12 protein-coding genes and 1 pseudogene are annotated in these 18,875 nt (G+C 40.2%); 7 read left to right on the top strand and 6 right to left on the bottom strand.

What is annotated here, in order from left to right:
• A partial coding sequence (locus tag U1E44_RS16090) for a hypothetical protein (protein ID WP_322932139.1) occupies window positions 1–180 on the bottom strand: 180 nt, incomplete at its 3' end.
• Between the two features lie 298 nt (window positions 181–478).
• Here U1E44_RS16090 and U1E44_RS16085 point away from each other — a divergent pair.
• The 3 genes and pseudogenes from U1E44_RS16085 to U1E44_RS16075 all read left to right on the top strand — a co-directional run.
• A pseudogene (locus tag U1E44_RS16085) lies at window positions 479–1,353 on the top strand (IS1595 family transposase); the annotation flags it as partial.
• A 95-nt stretch (window positions 1,354–1,448) separates the two neighbouring features.
• Window positions 1,449–2,642, top strand: coding sequence for an IS256 family transposase (locus tag U1E44_RS16080; protein WP_322932138.1), 1,194 nt, complete (start codon window positions 1,449–1,451; stop codon window positions 2,640–2,642).
• Window positions 2,643–2,696: 54 nt separating this feature from the next.
• On the top strand, window positions 2,697–2,834 hold the full coding sequence (locus U1E44_RS16075) for a hypothetical protein (protein ID WP_322932137.1): 138 nt from the start codon (window positions 2,697–2,699) through the stop codon (window positions 2,832–2,834).
• A 338-nt stretch (window positions 2,835–3,172) separates the two neighbouring features.
• Here U1E44_RS16075 and U1E44_RS16070 read toward each other — a convergent pair whose 3' ends face one another.
• The 4 genes from U1E44_RS16070 to U1E44_RS16055 are packed head-to-tail and all read right to left on the bottom strand — an operon-like array spanning window position 3,173 to window position 9,500.
• Complete coding sequence (locus U1E44_RS16070) at window positions 3,173–5,551, bottom strand: GumC family protein (RefSeq protein WP_322932136.1); 2,379 nt, start codon at window positions 5,549–5,551, stop codon at window positions 3,173–3,175.
• A gap of 50 nt (window positions 5,552–5,601) precedes the next feature.
• The gene (locus tag U1E44_RS16065) at window positions 5,602–6,381 is read right to left on the bottom strand and encodes a polysaccharide biosynthesis/export family protein (RefSeq protein ID WP_322932135.1); all 780 of its coding nucleotides are present in this window, start codon (window positions 6,379–6,381) and stop codon (window positions 5,602–5,604) included.
• Window positions 6,382–6,418: 37 nt separating this feature from the next.
• Window positions 6,419–8,368 carry a polysaccharide biosynthesis protein gene (locus U1E44_RS16060; RefSeq protein WP_322932134.1) on the bottom strand — a complete coding sequence of 650 codons (1,950 nt, stop codon included), beginning with the start codon at window positions 8,366–8,368 and terminating at the stop codon, window positions 6,419–6,421.
• Window positions 8,369–8,372: 4 nt separating this feature from the next.
• On the bottom strand, window positions 8,373–9,500 hold the full coding sequence (locus tag U1E44_RS16055; protein ID WP_322932133.1) for a DegT/DnrJ/EryC1/StrS family aminotransferase: 1,128 nt from the start codon (window positions 9,498–9,500) through the stop codon (window positions 8,373–8,375).
• 723 nt (window positions 9,501–10,223) lie between these two features.
• Here U1E44_RS16055 and U1E44_RS16050 point away from each other — a divergent pair.
• The 4 genes from U1E44_RS16050 to U1E44_RS16035 all read left to right on the top strand — a co-directional run bounded on the left by U1E44_RS16050 (window position 10,224) and on the right by U1E44_RS16035 (window position 16,375).
• On the top strand, window positions 10,224–11,231 hold the full coding sequence (locus U1E44_RS16050) for an SDR family oxidoreductase (RefSeq protein ID WP_322932132.1): 1,008 nt from the start codon (window positions 10,224–10,226) through the stop codon (window positions 11,229–11,231).
• A gap of 631 nt (window positions 11,232–11,862) precedes the next feature.
• Entirely contained in the window at window positions 11,863–13,143 is a 1,281-nt protein-coding gene (locus tag U1E44_RS16045) for a nucleotide sugar dehydrogenase (protein WP_322932131.1), read from the top strand.
• An 806-nt stretch (window positions 13,144–13,949) separates the two neighbouring features.
• The gene (locus tag U1E44_RS16040) at window positions 13,950–15,347 is read left to right on the top strand and encodes a nucleotide sugar dehydrogenase (protein ID WP_322932130.1); all 1,398 of its coding nucleotides are present in this window, start codon (window positions 13,950–13,952) and stop codon (window positions 15,345–15,347) included.
• Entirely contained in the window at window positions 15,344–16,375 is a 1,032-nt protein-coding gene (locus U1E44_RS16035; RefSeq protein WP_322932129.1) for an NAD-dependent epimerase, read from the top strand. The genes U1E44_RS16040 and U1E44_RS16035 overlap by 4 nt, the downstream gene beginning before the upstream one ends.
• A gap of 195 nt (window positions 16,376–16,570) precedes the next feature.
• Here U1E44_RS16035 and U1E44_RS16030 read toward each other — a convergent pair whose 3' ends face one another.
• Window positions 16,571–18,442, bottom strand: a complete 1,872-nt coding sequence (locus U1E44_RS16030) for an Ig-like domain-containing protein (RefSeq protein WP_322932128.1) — start codon at window positions 18,440–18,442, stop codon at window positions 16,571–16,573.
• Window positions 18,443–18,875 lie beyond the last annotated feature (433 nt).

Genomic DNA, 18,875 nt, shown 5'->3' with positions numbered 1-18,875 from the left:
CTTCTCAAACTCCGTAGGGAATTGACCCCGAACAGAAAAAGTGAACATGACACAAATCAATACGAAAAATAAAAGTTTCGCACCAGTAAGAGAAAGCCTTGAAAAAAAATCGATAGAGATCCTTTTAATGTGCAAACTACGTAATAAAACTAAGCTAAGTGATTGGTAAAATTTATCCATAAAGATGTCTTTTTCTTAAAAGCAACATTTTTTTTAAACGATAATTAACTCACAATGAGCTACAATTTACAAATATATACCATTGCAAAAAGCAATAAAAAAAAAACAATCCTTTATTCGATTAAATAGGTAGGTTTGTCGGTGAAAAACAATTTATTGAGATCAATTTCAATTCAATTTGAAATAGTGATATTCTTCTTTACAAGTTGCGCCTGTGTTGGATTCGTCCGACTAGGATTTTGCGAATACAATCATAATGGCTCTAGTTTAAAATAGCTATTATTCTTATATTTGTCCTATGGATATTGAAGAAATCAAACAACAGGTCTTGGCATTGCCCTTGTACGAACGTGGGCTTTTGCTCAGGGAAGTCCAGGCAAGCCTCTCCGAGGAGCAAGCGCAGGCCTCACGCCGCCATCTTTTGGACAATAGGATGGGCAGAGTTGCCCTCATTGCGGTAATGACAAGTACGTGCGCTTCGGAAAGGACAAGGGATCGCAGCGTTATAAATGCAAGTCATGCAAGCGAAGTTTTACCGAGTACACTGGCACGTGGATGGCCGGTCTGCATAAAAAAGAGAAGGTCAACGGTTACCTTGCTCTTATGATGGAGGAAAAGAGCCTTGACAAGATTAAGGATGCGCTGAAGATCAATAAGAAGACTGCTTTTGATTGGCGGCACAAGATACTCAGTTCCCTTTCCGATGGCGATGGAGACGACTTCATGGGGATTACCTAGAGTGACGAGACCTTCTTCCTGAAATCAGAAAAGGGGAGCAGGGCTGTTGGGCGCAAGGCAAGGAAGAGAGGAGGTGCATCGGCAAAAAGAGGCATCAACGATGAGCACGTTGCGGTCATCGTCACGCAAGACAGAAAAGAGGGGCTGGATCTTACCGTGGTCACAATGGGCAGGATCAAGAAGTGCGACATCGATAATGCCATCGGCGGACGCATCAAGAAAGGGAAGGTCGTATTATGCAGCGATGCCCACGTGAGCTATAAGGGTTTCGCCATGGACAACGCCTTGGAGCACCATGCCCTAAAGGTTGCAATAAAACAGCGGATAAAGCACGGGGTCTATCATATACAGCATGTGAACTCGACCCACAACAGGGTCAAAAAATGGCTGGACAATGCGTTTTGGGGTGTGGCGACCAAGTATCTCCAAAACTACCGGGACTGTAAATTATTTTGTGTTTTTGCTCTTAGTTAGTTGAAAAATGATTTTGAAATTCGTAGGCAAAAAATTTACTTTTAAATTTTTATCTTATGAACACAGAATTAGAAAAACAATTAGACGCCTTAATAGGCAAAATCAGCAACAAGGAGGACTTTGACCAGGTCAAGGAACAGTTGCTTAAACGAGGTATTGAATCGCTTTTAAAAGCAGAAATGACTGCACATTTGGGGTATCAAAAAGGTGCATCAGTAATAGAAAGCAACCAGCGTAACGGCTTTTCAGAGAAAACCATCAAGACTCAGAATGGAGAGCAGCGCATCAAAATACCCAGAGACCGTCAAGCCAGCTTTGAGCCGGTTATTGTTCCCAAACATCAATCAATTAGTCAAGAATTAGAAGATTGTATTCAATTACTTTACGCCAAAGGTATGAGCAATAGCGATATTATTGATTTTATTGAAAGCACCTATGGAGTGCAGTATTCCACATCACAGGTATCCATTATCACCAACCAATTATTGGAAGACATCAAACAATGGCAGAACAGACCTCTAGAAGATGTATATCCCATCGTTTGGATAGACGCCATTCACTATAAAATACGTCAAGAAGGCAAGGTGATATCTAAAGCCTGTATGATAGTTTTAGGAGTAAATACCGAAGGGCAACAAGATATTTTGAGCATGAGTATCGTGGAGACAGAAAAAGCAGCTGCCTGGATGTCCATTTTAGACGATCTGCGCTCTCGAGGCGTAAAGGATATATTCTTTTTGTGTAGCGATAACTTATCAGGGTTGGACAAGGCCGTAGAAGCTATTTTTCCGGGTAGTATACGTCAAATATGTATCGTACATCAAATTAGAAACTCATTAAAATACGTCAGCTATAAAGACCGTAAGCCAATAATGGTCGATATTAAAGCTATTTATCAAGCCGATAATGAGAAATTTGCTTTAGAGGCTTTTGAAGTATTTAAACAAAACTGGCAGGATAAATATCTCTCTGCTGTACAATCTTGGGAAAACAATTGGGACAATTTAACCACCTTTTTAAACTATCCAAAAGAGATTAGACAACTCATATATACTACCAATATCATTGAGAGTTTTAATGCTAGTTTACGTAAATATACCCGTAACAAAAAAGTGTTTCCACATGACGATGCAGCCCTGAAATCCATATATTTAGCAGCTCAAAGTATCAGTAAAAAATGGAAGAAAACCCGATTTAAATGGGGCCAAATTTACAATCAATTGTATATTTGTTTTCCAAACAGGTTATAATCAATATTATTTTAACCTATGAATTTTGAAATTATTTTTCAAAAACACAAAATTTTGGATAAACTCAAACTACCTGAACTGGTTCAGGGCAAAGGAACGCCTCAAGAACAGCCAGGACATGCTCCGGGATTTTGTGCCCAAGACAATGGAGAGCATCGCAACCATGGAAAAGTACCGCGGCATCGAATCTAGGTACGAAATGTTAATATCAACGCAAAATTAAACTAGAGCCATCATAATTTGTACTACAGGCAGACCTTGTACCTGTTCATATACCTTTCCATAACCAATAGTTCGTCGAAAAAAGGCATAGTTTTCCGCAAGAGCTATAGCTACAAATATCGAAGACTATTCCTTTTTAAAGCAAAAGACTCAGTTCCCATGTATAAACAACATCGGGAAGTATGTGTGAATTTATAAAAACTGAATCTTCAAGGATTAACCTATAAAAGGCACTATTGAAGAATGAAAGCGTTTACGAACAACTACACCAAATAAACATTCAGAAATGTGAAATAGGAATACTTGTATCAGAATTTCCACCACTTTTTTAATGACTTTCCATAGCCATAGCCATATTTACCGCCATAGCCTAAATTGGCAACATCCACATCGTTCACCATAAAGGCCAGCCCTTTGATCTTACCTTCTTCCTGAAGTTTTAAAGGGAATTCTACAGCCTTTATATCCGTAAAACCTGCACGGGTGACATAAATTAAATGATCGGCATACTCACTGATCAATAACGTATCTGATACCACCATCATCGGTGCCGTATCTACGATCACGTAATCATAGACCTCAGAAACTTCATTTAAAAGTTTTTTAAGGCGACTGCTCATTAACAATTCTGCCGGATTGGGCGGAATCCGACCCGAATAAATCACATCAATTGTGTTATGATGCACTAACATGGGGTTTATAATATCCTTTAGTGCAACATCTTCATCATATAAAAATTCAGTAAGCCCTTTGTCCTTATTTTTATTCGATCGAGATAATTTATCGATGTCGTCTCCTGTAAAAAAACTGTACAATTTTGGATTACGGATATCTGCCCCTACTAAAAGTACTTTCTTATTGGTACTTGCCAAAACCATGGATAAATTGGACGATAAAAAAGTTTTTCCTTCCCCGGGAACACTTGAAGTTATATAAATAATATTGTTCTTGCCTCTGTTTTTAAGAGTCGATTTCGATTTTATAACATAATCTAAATTTGTTCTTAGGATTCTAAGGGATTCTGCCAATACCGAACGGTCATCTTTTACAACCATTTTTTGATCCTTTTTGGACAAGCGAGGCAATTCACCCAAAACAGGCACATGATTCGTTATTCGTTCCAAGGAATGCATGTTGTGTATTTTGTTGTCTAGTAAACTTTTGATATAAATAATTGAAAATGGCACCAAAAGCCCTAAAATCATGGACGCTAAATACACTAAATTTTTTCTTGGAGAAATTGGAAATTCTGATGAATTATATGCGTAATCTACAACTTTAGATTTTGGTGCGGTAGATGCTACCGCAATTTGCGCTTCTTCCCGTTTCTGTAACAAATAAAGATAAAGCGATTCCGTTGTTTCCTGCTTTCTAGTAATATCGCGCAATCCCCTTTCGTTTCTCGGGGCAGAATAAATTTTAGAGTTAATAATAGCCTGTTGACCACTTAAATTGTTAACTTCCAAAGCTAAATTATTCACGGTGCTGTTTAAGCTAGATTGCATACTTCGCTTAATCCCAGATATCTGCTGATCTAAATTTACAATTACAGGATTTTTTTCGTTAGAACTCTCTAACAATCGTTTCCTTTCCATAACGAGTTCATTATATTTCGAGGTAGCACTCGCTATGGTTGGATCGGAAAGACCTATATTGGAGGGCAGCACATCAAAGCTTTCCTGCTGCTCAACGATGTCTTTCATTGATGCAGCTATATTATATTGTGTTCGCAGATTAGCAAGATTTTGTTGATTATTGGCACCAACAGTCAAGTTGATATTTGCTTCAGAAGCAATATCCGTTAATCCTCGCCCAGATTTAAAATCTTCCGCCGTCTGATCCACGTTGGATAAACTTGAGGAAATATCATTAATTCGCTCATTGATAAAAGTAGATGTCCTATCTGCTATAATCTGTTTATCTTCTATAGCTTTTCTATTATAAACTGTAATAAGTGCGTTGATAATATCTTGGGCTCTTTCTTTAATTGGATCTTGAAGCGCCAGATACAAGATATTCGAATTGGGATTACTAGCACTCACAATTACTGAATTCCTATACGACTGGGCCACAAGGTGAACCGGATTTATAACAACTTTAATTTCCTTTTCCAAATAATTCTCGAAACTGATCATATTTGGCGTAATCACAATATCTCCGATCGGAGTAGGAATATTTTTTCCAAAAGCATACACCTTTTCAGGTACATTTTGCTCCTCGGCGTAACCAAATGTTGTGGCAGAACTTAACCGTACATAAAATTCAAAATCGGCTTTATTTATAATAGAATCATGTGAAATTAAATTCAGTTTTATAGGTGGATTTGTATAAAGTTCCGAGTCCCTTATCGTACCTTTAACAATGATTCTGGTATTTAACCCCAATTCTTTAACAATATCGATAAAATTAGATCTAGAATTTAAAAGCTCAATTTCGTCTTCCACCTCCATATTACTGCCTCCTGAAAACGCATTGAGTTCCTTAAATAAATCTAATCCAGATCCTGAAGATTGGTCATTAACAATTTGTATTTTGGCTTCAACTTGATATTCTGGAGTGCTGTATCGTATAAAAAGAAAGGCTAGTGCAACAAAAACCAAAATTGAAATTAAAAACCATTTCCAATGTTTTGTATATCCTTCAATGATTTCCTTTAATTCAAAACTATCGTTTTTACTTTTATGCATTGAGCTGCTCATTTAAAAATTCTGAATCTGAACTAATAGTTAATTTTGAATTACCGCCTAGTGATTAAAATAACGGTGGAAGTGATCAATACAGAAGCAATACTTACCAATATTCCCGCCCGTTGATCTAATGCGGATGTTTTGATGGCAGAGTTATTGGGCTCTACATACACCACATCATTTTGGGTTAAATAATAGACTGGCGAACTTAGAGCCTCCTTTTTGGTTAAATCAATACGCGTATATACCTTGGTGCCATCAAAATCGCGAATCACCATCACATTTTCACGCTTTCCTTTTATAGTTAAGTCTCCTGCAAAACCAAGTGCTTCTAATATGGTTATTCGTTCTCCCGCTACAGGAAAGGTTCCAGGCCTATTTACTTCGCCTAATACTGTTACCGAATAATTGCGTAATCGTATATTAATAATTGGATCTTTAAGGTAGTCGGAAAGTCTTTCGCGCAGTAACACACGTACTTCTTCTGGTGAGAGTCCAGCAATCTTAATTTTACCGATTACAGGAAAATCGATTGCGCCTGCCTGATCAATTAAATAGTCCACCTGTTCAGGTCGAATGCCGCCCTCTGAGGCACCTCTTATTAAATTAAAAGGAGCACTAGCCACATTATCTAAGGTAGAGATGTGTATACTTACTAAATCGTCTACCTTGAATTTGGGTGTAAAACTATTTTGATCTACCAAGGTTTCAAAATTCCCGGAATTCTGAAAATAAACCACATCTTGCCTCGTGGCACAAGATGTTACAAGAAGGAGGCTTAAAAGCCCAAGGGAACGAAATACTAAAAACATGTGCTGTTTTCTGGTCATGGCTAGTTCTTTTAATAAGGCAAATGTAAGTTAAAAATCAGGATTGAATTATGTTTATTTTGGCAATTTGATCTTGAATAATTTTTTCTCTTGTTTCTGATACCTTATTATCCAACTTACAAAATTCAGAATTATTGGATACGTATTCCGGCACGATTTTCTTCATCAGCTTTACCGTATCTCCATTGAAAAACATGTTCGAGATACACAATTCGTCTATTTGAGATCGTACTTTAACGTAATCGAGTTCACGCACTTTTCCAATCATAATCTTTTTATTGTAGGTTGGTATGGTGTTTTCCCCGTTGGCCAATAACTCCTCATATAATTTTTCACCCGGACGCAAACCCGTAACTTTAATATCGATATCCTCGGGATACCGCAATCCGGAAAGTTTTATCATATTTTTGGCTAAATCAAATATCTTCACCGACTCGCCCATATCAAAAATAAAAATTTCACCGCCTTGACCCATAGCTGCTGCTTCCAGTACCAATTGCGAGGCTTCCGGAATGGTCATAAAATACCGTGTAATATCTTTATGCGTTACTGTAAGTGGCCCTCCATGTTCTATTTGCTTTCGAAATAGAGGTATAACAGATCCGTTAGAGCCAAGCACATTTCCGAATCGCGTAGTTATAAATTTGGTGCGGTTTTCCTGATGCATACAACTTATGTACATTTCCGCAATACGCTTGGTGGCACCCATTACGTTCGTAGGGTTCACTGCTTTATCCGTAGAAACAAAAACAAACTTTTCTACCTCATAATTCATGGAAAGATCGACCATCATTTTGGTTCCCGCCACATTTATTTTAATGGCTTCATAGGCATTGTATTCCATAAGAGGCACATGTTTGTAGGCTGCGGCATGAAAAACCATGGTGGGCTTGTATTCCTGAAAGAAAGTATTCATTCTATTCTTATCGCGAATATCGGCCACAATGGGTACAAAATTATGAAACCCATTCTGCTTTAATTCTTGCTGCAAATCATACAATGGAGATTCCGCTTGATCTACAATGATCAAGGTCTTATAATCGTAATGTGCGATTTGCCGTACTATTTCACTTCCAATAGAACCGGCTCCACCGGTAACCATGATGACCTGCCCTACAAGTTCTTTGGCTACCTTAGACTTTTTGATTTCAATGGGCTCTCGATTCAACAAATCCTCTATTTGAACCTGTTTTATCTGCGAAAATTTAAGTTCTCCATTGATCCAACTTTCTACAGGGGGTACTATCTTAACAAGTACAGGCAACTCTACCAAACCTTCTACCAATTCCTTTAACGCATGACTACTAATGTCATGAATGGAAACGATAATCTCCGAAATATCTTTCTGCGCAATAAAGTAAGGTGTAAGTATAGAACGGTTAAAAACTTCCGTCCCGTTAATATTTTTACCTACTTTTTTAACATCATCATCCATATAACCGACAACTCGGGCGCTACTCGCCGTATGGCTGGTTAGTGCATTATAGGTAAGTATACCGGATTCGCCTGCACCATAAATCAATACATTCTTCGAAATTTTAAATTTCTTAACCACATTATAATACATGGTTTTAAAAATATAACGCGAGGCAGTAAGTAAAATAAATCCGATAAGGCTATGTATAATGATAATGGATAAGGGTATCGTGAAATTATCCATGAAATTAAACTGCCTATTTACAATAACCATAAAAATGGTTAAAATACTGGAAAGGCATATGGCATTAAAAATATTATACACATCCTTTACCCCGGTATGCCGCACTACACCCTTGTACGAACCGGTAAACAAAAATGCGATAAGGGCAATAAAAGCAACCAATGGCAACTGCACAAAAAGTTTGGCACTATCAAAATCTAAGGTCAAATTAAACCGGATGAGATACGATAGGATAAACGAAAAAGAGATGATGCTAACATCTATGGCAAGCACAAGCCATTTAGATGCATATCGGTGGGCATTATTAACTAAGTAGTTTTTTATCATGGGGCTAAAGGTGTTGGTTTACTATGGTAACTACGCGTTCTAAATCTTCCTGAGTAAGGTTAGATCCACTAGGCAAACATAAGCCGCGGGCAAACAAATCTTCCGATGTTCCGTTCGTATAACTCATATACATGTTAAATATCGGTTGTAGATGCATAGGCTTCCATAAAGGTCTAGATTCTATATTCTCTTCTTGAAGCGCTAGACGGATTTTTTCTCGTGCTGCAAAGGATGGGGTCAAAATACAGGTCAACCACCTATTCGAGAAATACCCTTCAGGCTCTTCTAAAAATTCTATTTCTTCACGTTGTCCCAGTCGAGACTGGTAAAACTTAAAATTTGATCTTCTGGCCACAACTCTGTCGTCCAAAACTTCCATCTGTCCTCTTCCAATTCCTGCCAAAACATTACTCATTCTGTAATTATAACCTACGTGCGAATGTTGGTAATGCGGGGCATCATCTCTAGCCTGAGTAGCCAAAAAAACAGCCTTGTCTTTTAATTCCGTATTTTTGGCCACCAAGGCACCTCCGCCCGAGGTAGTTATGATCTTATTTCCGTTAAAAGAAAGGATGCCAATATCACCTAGGGTACTGCATTTTTGATCGAAATACGAACTTCCTAAGGCTTCTGCACTATCTTCCACTACCGGAATATTGTATGCCTTAGCTATCTGATTGATTTCATCTACCTTATAGGGCATTCCATATAAATGTACGGCAACGATAGCTTTCGGCTTTTTACCATGTGCTATACGGTCTTCAATAGCTTCTCGTAGTAATGCGGGCGACAAATTCCATGTATCCTTTTCACTATCTACAAAAACCGGTGTCGCTCCCAGATAAAGAATGGGATTGGCGGAAGCTGAAAACGTAAAGCTTTGACAAATCACCTCATCACCATACGATACACCCAAAATTTCCAACGCCAAATGGATGGCTGCCGTTCCTGAACTAAGTGCTGCCACATGAGTATCGTTGCCTACGTAATTGGAAATGGCCTTTTCAAACATATTTACGTTCGGACCTAAGGGCGCCACCCAATTGGTATCGAAGGCTTCCTGTACATACACCTGTTCTTTACTACCTATGTGAGGGGAAGAAAGCCATATTTTTGAAGTAGTTGTTACCAAAGTTTTTTTGTTTATTGTCCTTTTAACCGTTCTTTAATACACCGAGTGTTTTATGCCACTTTCCAAAATGAATCTTCATAATGCACGAGACAGGTTTCAACGAATTACCGTACAAATTTAGAAGTAAAATTAGGTATACGCACCGAACCACAAAAAAATAGTTAACAGATTTCGTTAAAGCGATGTGAATTTCGGATAAGGAGACCCCACAGAGGAAAAAGTGCTCCAATTAGCGATTAATACTGCATTTTGTTTGATGGCTAACTATCCTGCGTAAAGCCCCCTATTTGTCCTCCTGAACGAAGTGAAGCAACTGGACAGGCTACGAGGTTGGAACCATGGAGGAAACAAAGACGAACGGAACAAGCCCACGAGTGATTCCTCACTGCGTTCGGAATGACAGGGGGAACAGATTCCTCACTGGGCTCGGAATGACAATGATAACGGAAATGCCTCTCACTGCGTTGGGAATGACAAGAGGGCGGATTCGGCACTGCGCTTTTACCTTGAGCCTGTCAATCATGAATCACCACCGCACAAATTTGAAGTTAGTTGCCGCCTATTGAAATCAATATAGATAACAGAATTTAGAGTAAAAGCATGTGGAAAAACCTAATCGTGCAGCCATTCCGTTATATAAAAAAGTGTATTTACTCAATATTTTGGCTTTATTTGCAGTCATTAACCCTTATATTTAAAGTTGTTTAGCGAAGTGCAAATTTTATGAAAACAAAGACTCAATTACCAAGCATACATCCTACGCATCACATTCTTGTTACCGGTGGTGCCGGGTTCATCGGATCTAATCTTTGTGAGGTTCTTTTACAAAACGGGAACAAAATTACATGTTTAGACAATTTTTCAACGGGAAAAAAAGAAAATATAGCTTCCTTTTTGAATCATAAAAATTTCACCTTAATTAAAGCAGATATCCGCGATATCAATAGCTGCCATGCCGCCTGTACAGATGTCGATTATGTGCTACATCATGCGGCCTTAGGATCGGTGCCTCGATCCATAAACGACCCTATAACTACTAATGAGGTTAATGTTTCCGGTTTTTTGAATATGCTCGTGGCGGCTCGGGATGCTAAAGTACGTCGTTTTGTGTATGCTGCCAGTTCCTCTACCTATGGCGATTCCAAAAGCATGCCCAAAGTAGAAGACGTTATTGGGAAACCTCTCTCTCCCTATGCCGTTACCAAATATGTGAACGAATTATATGCCGATGTTTTTGGAAAAACCTATGGTTTGGAAACTATAGGTTTACGTTATTTTAATGTTTTTGGTCGAAAGCAGGATCCCAACGGTGCATATGCTGCGGTGATCCCAAAATTTGTGCTACAGCTTATAAATCATGAAAGTCCGGTAATTAACGGTGACGGCACCTTCTCTCGGGATTTTACCTATATTGACAATGTATTAGAAATGAACATTAGAGCGATGGTAACAGAAAATAGCCACGCTGTAAACACGGTGTACAATGTAGCCTATGGCGAGCGTACCGATCTTAATCAATTAGTGGCCTTACTCAAAGAATACTTGGTGACCTTTGATCCCGAAATTGCCAACATAGAAGTGGTTTACGGCCCATCACGGCTAGGCGATGTACCCCATTCGCTAGCCTCCATCGAAAAAGCAAAAAAACTCTTGAATTACAACCCTCAATATGACATTAAAGCAGGATTAAAAGCAGCCGTAAATTGGTATTGGGAGAATTTGGAAGTATGAAGTTAGAAATACGTAGTTGGAAGCATCAACCATCAACGGACAACTGAAAACTGAAAACGATTTGAAAATTTGAAAATGTAGCAATTTGAAAATGTAAGAATGTAGTAATGAAACATTTTTACGGACAACGAACAACCGTCAACCAACAACCAACAACGGACAACCATCAACCGACAACGATTTGAAAATTTGAAAATGTAGCAATTTGAAAATGTAATAATGTAGTAATGAAACAATTTTACGGACAACCGTCAACCGTCAACCAACAACGTTTTGAAAATGTAGCAATTTGAAAATGTAATAATGTAATAATGCCAGATCCAACTCCTAGGGAGGGGATAAGGGAGGTTCAACCATAAACGGACAACGATCAACGGACAACCATCAACCATCAACCATCAACGATTTGAAAATGTAGCAATTTGAAAATGTAAGACTGTAGTAATGAAACAATTTTACGGACAACGAACAACCGTCAACCGTCAACCAACAACGGACAACCATCAACCGACAACGATTTGAAAATTTGAAAATGTAGTAATGAAACAATTTTACGGACAACGAACAACCGTCAACCGTCAACCAACAACGGACAACTATCAACGAAAAACAGACAACCATCAACAAAAAAATGAACGACATTAAAATAGGAATCATCGGCATGGGTTATGTAGGACTGCCGCTGGCACGTTTATTTGCTACCAAATATCCGGTTGTGGGGTTTGATATTAATACAACTCGGGTAGCAGAAATTCAATCGGGCATGGACAGTACCCTTGAGGTAGATCATGACCTACTAAAGACCGTATTAGTAGATCGTTCTTCCTTGAAAAAAGGCCTCTACTGTTCCTATTTATTGCAAGATATTGTCGATTGTACATTCTATATTGTTACCGTCCCAACCCCCGTAGATAAACAGAACAAACCCGATTTAAGTGCCCTTTTCAACGCCAGCGAAACCATCGGAAAAGTACTAAAAAAAGGAGATGTGGTGATTTACGAATCCACCGTATATCCCGGTGTTACCGAAGAGGAGTGTGTGCCCGTATTGGAAAAAATAAGCGGCTTAAAATTCAATACCGATTTTTTTGTAGGCTATTCTCCGGAGCGCATTAATCCAGGCGATAAAGCACATACCGTAGAAAACATACTGAAAGTAACCTCCGGCTCTACGCCCGAAATAGGAAAAAAGGTGGATGCGCTTTATGCCTCGGTGATTACTGCTGGCACCTATCTGGCACCTTCCATTAAAGTAGCAGAAGCGGCCAAAGCAATTGAAAATTCACAACGCGACATCAATATTGCCTTCGTTAATGAATTGGCTAAAATATTTAACCTTATGGGTATAGATACGCATGAGGTACTAAAAGCCGCGGGTACCAAATGGAACTTTTTGCCTTTTACCCCGGGATTGGTAGGCGGACATTGCATAGGGGTAGATCCGTATTATTTGGCGCAAAAAGCACAGGAATATGGCTACCATCCCGAAATTATTCTAGCCGGCCGTCGCATGAATGATGGTATGGGCACCTATATAGCAGGCGAGATTGTAAAACTGATGGTTCAAAAAGACCATAAAGTAAAAGGAGCCAAAATCTTAGTACTCGGCATTACCTTTAAAGAAAATTGTCCCGATGTGCGCAATACGAAAGCCGTAGATGTCATCCAAAATCTTCGGAGTTATGGCAGTACGGTAACGGTCTTTGACCCATGGGCGTCGCCCGAAGAAGTGCAGCACGAGTACGGACTGCACATCGTAACCGCCCTACCCGATGAATCTTTCGATGCGATTGTGCTGGCCGTTGCCCACAAGGTTTTTCTGAATATCGACCTAAGGGCTAAACTACGTCCAAATGGCATTTTGTACGATATTAAAGGGTTCTTGAAATGTCCTGTGGAAGGGAGGTTGTAGATGGTAACGATTTTTTCCTTGTCTTTTTTTAGTTGATCGTTTTGGGGCATGCCTCATACTTCTCAATTCCAACTTTGTATTTCAAAAGACCTCCCCTAGCCCCTCCCAAGGAGGGAAGCTTGCCTTTAGACTGCTTCCTAAGTATTCCCAAATATAATCTTGCACTTAAATAACTCCTCCCTTGTAATGAAGGGAGGTGGATTTTGGCGAAGCCAAAAGACGGAGGGATTGACAGTGCCACTTGACCCTTTTTATCCTTGACCTTCGACCCAGCGCACCTCCCTCAGTCCCTCCCAAGGAGGGAGGCTTGCTTTTAGACTGCTTCCTAAGTATTCCCAAATAGGATCTTGCACTAAAATAACTCCTCCCTTGTAATGAAGGGAGGTGGATTTTGGCGAAGCCAAAAGACGGAGGGATTGATGGACGAAATGGTTCCCTTTTATTCGTAAAATTCGATGGGAAACAATTTTCCGTTTACAGTGTTCGGCTCTTTTAGAGCGTTCCTATAAACCGATCGCATCCGAAACCTTTTTTGTTGCTCGTGGTTTATTGATGATGGTCGATTAACAAATGTTCAAGAAACGAGAAACCATAAACCGATGAACCAAAAACAAGAAACAGCGCAGATGGGTTATGAACCAAGGGAGTGATCTTGTTACGGTTTTTCTGAAACTTGAAACATGTAACTTTCGACCTTCGACTGTCGACATTATGTACCTTTCACCGCAAAAAATGGGCATTTAACAACAATTGTTGATTCCTAAAAAATTAATTTGTCATCTTTGCAGCTTTAAAATAAATCTCCAATGAAAAAGATAACCAAAATTTGTTGTATCGGAGCCGGCTATGTCGGCGGCCCCACCATGTCGGTCATTGCCAAACAATGTCCGGATATTAAAGTTACTGTGGTAGACATAAATGCGGAACGCATAGCCCGGTGGAACGATACCGATTTGGATAAATTGCCGGTATACGAACCCGGTTTGGCAGAAATTGTGGCCGAAACCAGAGGAAAAAACCTCTTTTTCACTACCGAAGTAGATACCGCCATTGACGAATCGGAATTGATTTTTATCTCCGTAAACACGCCTACCAAAACCTATGGTAAGGGAAAAGGACAAGCCGCAGATCTAAAATTCATAGAATTGTGTGCCCGAAATATTGCCAAAGTAGCCAAAACGGACAAGATTGTAGTAGAAAAATCTACCTTACCCGTACGTACGGCTCAGGCCATAAAAAGCATTTTGGATAATACCGGAAACGGGGTCCATTTTGAAATCTTGTCCAATCCGGAGTTTTTAGCCGAAGGTACGGCTATCGATGATTTGTTGCATGCAGATAGGGTGCTTATCGGTGGGGATGAAACTCCATCGGGTCAAGAAGCCAAGGATGCGCTGAGTGCCATTTACGAACGGTGGTTGCCCAAGGAGCGGGTTTTGCAGACCAATGTATGGTCTTCCGAACTTTCAAAATTGGTGGCCAATGCGTTCCTGGCGCAACGGGTCTCTTCCATCAACGCCATATCGGCACTATGCGAAAAAACGGATGCCAATGTGGCCGAGGTTTCTAGAGCCATTGGTTTCGACAGCAGGATCGGATCCAAATTTTTGAGTTCGTCCGTTGGTTTTGGAGGCTCTTGCTTTCAAAAAGATATTTTGAATCTGGTCTATATCGCCCGGAGCTTCGGATTGCCCGAAGTGGCGGATTATTGGGAACAGGTCATCATTATGAACGATTACCAAAAAAGACGCTTTGCAGAGAACATCGTTACCACTTTATACAACACGGTTTCCGGAAAGAAGATCGTTTTCTACGGATGGGCCTTTAAGAAAGATACCAACGATACCCGGGAATCTGCCGCCATCTATGTGGCCGATGCCCTTTTGGACGAAAAGGCCGAAATCGTGGTCTATGACCCAAAAGTGCCTGAAAACCAGGTGTACGCCGATCTGGATTATCTAGGCACCCGCTCCCCGGAAGAGAACCGCCGTTTGCTGAAAGTAGTGAACAACGCCATCAAGGCCACAGAAAATGCCCATGCCATAGCCATACTTACAGAATGGGACGAATTTAAAACATACAATTGGCAAACCATTTTTGACAATATGTTAAAACCGGCATTTGTCTTTGATGGCCGTCGCTTGCTGGATACCAAAACCATGGAGGACAAAGGATTCAAATACTATAAAATAGGCCAATCATGAAAATCTTAGTGACCGGTGCCGCCGGCTTTATCGGGTATTTTTTATGTGAAGCCTTATTAAAAGAAAATTTTGAGGTAGTAGGGCTTGATAATATCAATGACTACTATACGGTAGACCTAAAATACGACCGATTAAAACAATTGGGGATTTCCCGGCAGGATGTTGAAGTATTTAATACCCCCGGCAGAGGATCAAAATTCGGGAACCGCTTTTCCTTTGTCCGTATGGATCTTGCGGATAGGGAGGCTCTTCCACAGCTTTTCAAAGCGGAAAATTTTGATGTGGTCTGTAACCTGGCTGCACAGGCCGGCGTACGGTATAGCCTGGAAAATCCTGAAGCCTACATCGACAGTAATATTGTAGGCTTTTTAAATATTCTGGAATGTTGCAGGAACAACAGGATTAAACATTTGGTATATGCCAGCAGCTCCAGCGTGTATGGTTTAAACACTAAAATTCCATTTGAAACCACAGATAATGTAGATCATCCTATTAGCCTGTATGCGGCCAGTAAGAAAAGCAACGAACTCATGGCGCATACCTATAGCCATTTGTATGGTTTTCCTACTACAGGCTTGCGGTTCTTTACCGTTTATGGTCCCTGGGGGCGTCCGGATATGGCTATGTTCTTATTTACGGATGCCATTATTAAAGGAAAACCGATAAAAGTATTCAACGGCGGTAAACTGGAACGCGATTTTACCTATATCGATGATATCGTGGAGGGCGTAGTACGCATTTTAAAAACAAATCCCGAGGTACGACAAGCGCCAAAAGACCGTTACAAAGTGTACAACATCGGTAACAGCAAATCGGTGAAGTTGATGGATTTTATTGAGGCTATTGAATCAAGTATAGGCGCAAAGGCGCAAAAAGAAATGCTGCCCATGCAACCCGGCGATGTAGAACGTACCTGGGCCAATGTGGATGCATTGATCAGGGATTACAACTACAGACCCAATACGCCAATTAAAAAAGGGGTACAGGAGTTTGTGGACTGGTATAGGGACTATTATCGGGTTTTATAATTGCTTTTTTTTAAGGATTACGATTTAGACAATACCCCTGTAATGCTAATTCAGAGTCGGGAGAAGCATCTTGACAAACCTTCGGGCGGACACCATACAGGAAACAAAACCGAAAAAACCCTACGTACGAAAGTTTCCTTTCTTTGTTCGGAATGACAAAAAAAACAAAGGGCAAACGGTCGATTCCTTATCTTGCTACTGTTGGTCGCCCAATATCTTTAAGCCACCATGTACATAATCATCAAACATCTGTATGTTCGTATAGCCGCCATTGTTTACAAAGGTATAGCCATCAATGACCCACAGGTCCTTTTTGCTTTCTTTATCATCTACCCCAACAATAAGCCCGTGTACACGTTCCCAGGCATCAGCCATGCCATCGTGGTCTGCGTCCTCATAAGGAGCGGCCGCCTGCGGCAGAGACGGTAATACAAATTTAGACTGGTCGTTGCGATAGGCCGTGGCCGTGCCTTTTATGGCATCCTCAAAATAGGCGTTGATAAAGGGGTGGATGTACTTTGCCCGTTGCCCATTGGCGTCCATATAATACCGAGCTCCGATATTTTTGCCCACTATATTGTATTCATAAGCGGCTTGAGCCGTTTTTATTTGTATATCCAAACCCAAAGGATGCATGGTGTTTACAAAAAAATTGGCGGGTAAGGCAGCGCCAGAGGTAAAGCCCTTAGAACTAATGTGTTGCTCCCATAGAACCTTATTATCTGCTGTGGCACTTTCCAGCCGTCCTGTTATAAAATTCCCCGACGTATGAATCTGCGGTAAAGGCTTCCATAACGAACTACCAGAATCATCAGCATTCCATTTTTTGGTGGGCGAGGAACTGCTCCGCGGTCCTTTTTTATAATAATTATTGATGTCGTTAAGATTGATCTGGAATTTATGGGATTCCAAGCGCTGACTATAATTATAGGCGAATTGGTTTACGATATCAATAAAATCCGTTTCTAGTCCACTGACATTAGGAAAACGATGACTAAGATGCACGTATCCATTGTCGTGCACACTACCACCTCGATTGCCCGGTACCGAAGTATCTACATTAAATATAGAGCCTACATTGTGATTAGGATGCCCTTCAATGGCAAAATTGCGTTGCACCACAAAGTTATCCGAATCAGCTATACTATAAGCTTCATCTGCCCCCCAGCCAAAGGTATTATCGGAGAGTACCAATTCCCCTTGCCCTTTATAATTAAACGCATCAAAAACTCCTGCTTCCAGTTTGGTACCTCCTAAAAAAGTAAGCCCCCTTATAATCCAGTTACCATCTCTAGCCCCTTGAATCCTGAATTGATGTCCATACAGAATTACCCCAGGATAAGGGGCAGTACCTCCCATGATGGTCTTATTGCCCTTTCCTGAACCGCTCACATAATACTCTGTATTGCCTCCAAACGTAAAAGCTCCGGAAACTTTAAAGATAATATAGCCCGGATCCGGATGATTCATGGCATACCGAAAGGTGCCGCTATGGGTTTTGGTTTTACTGTCAAAGGACCCGGACTCATTATTGGCTGTGCTGGTTACATAGAATATCTTCCCACCTTTACCCCCGGTGACTTTATCGGCTCCATGCCCTTGGGCCGAGGGGAAGGCCTTTAGCCGGTTAAGTTGTATGGTGCCTTTACCGCCATCGGTGATAACCACAGTAACCGTACCCTGCGCTGTGGTAACCGTATTGTCGGGACTCACTACTTCCGTGGTATAGTCAAAGGAATCTGTTGCGGTATCAGATTGCGGGGTATAGGTCACCGTATTGTCTTGATTTATGGTCACCGTGCCGTTTTCCGGAGTGGTCGTTTCTGTTATGGTAACCTCATCGACCGGATCAAAGGTGTCGTTTTCTAACACAGGCAATACCACAGGCTGCCCAGGACTGGCCAAAAAATAGTCGTTAAGAACCAAGTTGCGGATGCTAACCGCATCTTGAGCCTCTGAGGGTCTAAGTTCCGCAAAAAGATCCGTATCTTTTTGACAGGAAAACTGTAGAACACAAAAAATAAAAAACAGAATCACAGTACTGATTTTGGTGGGGTGGGGCATCATAAGTAGGTTTTACTAAATTAATTGTAACTTTTTTGTTTGGGTTTCAATATTACTTAATAAGCATGTATTGTCGACAAAAACATCAATATATTCGATGAACTGCACTTTTTTTAACAAAACTATATGATATTAGATCCTTTATGACAGATATACTGTTTAAAAACAGGAATAAACAAAAAGGCAATAGCTTATTTAAAAGTAATTAGGACTGTTACGTATGTTAACGATGATTTAGATCATTTAGTCGATGATTATAACAGAAAAAGAGCATTTTTTCGTTGAAATGCATGCTTGCTTGAAAAAATTGCATCCCTTGGTTGCCGATTAAATGTTGATAGGCCGGCTAAAACTTCCTTTTATTAATCGTTAGGTAAATTAGTTTGTATTATGCTCTCTAAGCTGCGTATTTTGCGTGCCTGTGGTGGAAATACTT

The sequence above is a fragment of the Aurantibrevibacter litoralis genome (assembly GCF_034651555.1).
In the GTDB taxonomy this organism is placed as follows: Bacteria; Bacteroidota; Bacteroidia; order Flavobacteriales; family Flavobacteriaceae; genus Aurantibrevibacter; species Aurantibrevibacter litoralis.
The sequence above is the reverse complement of the archived record's forward strand: the minus strand, read 5'-3'. Positions and strand labels throughout refer to the sequence as shown.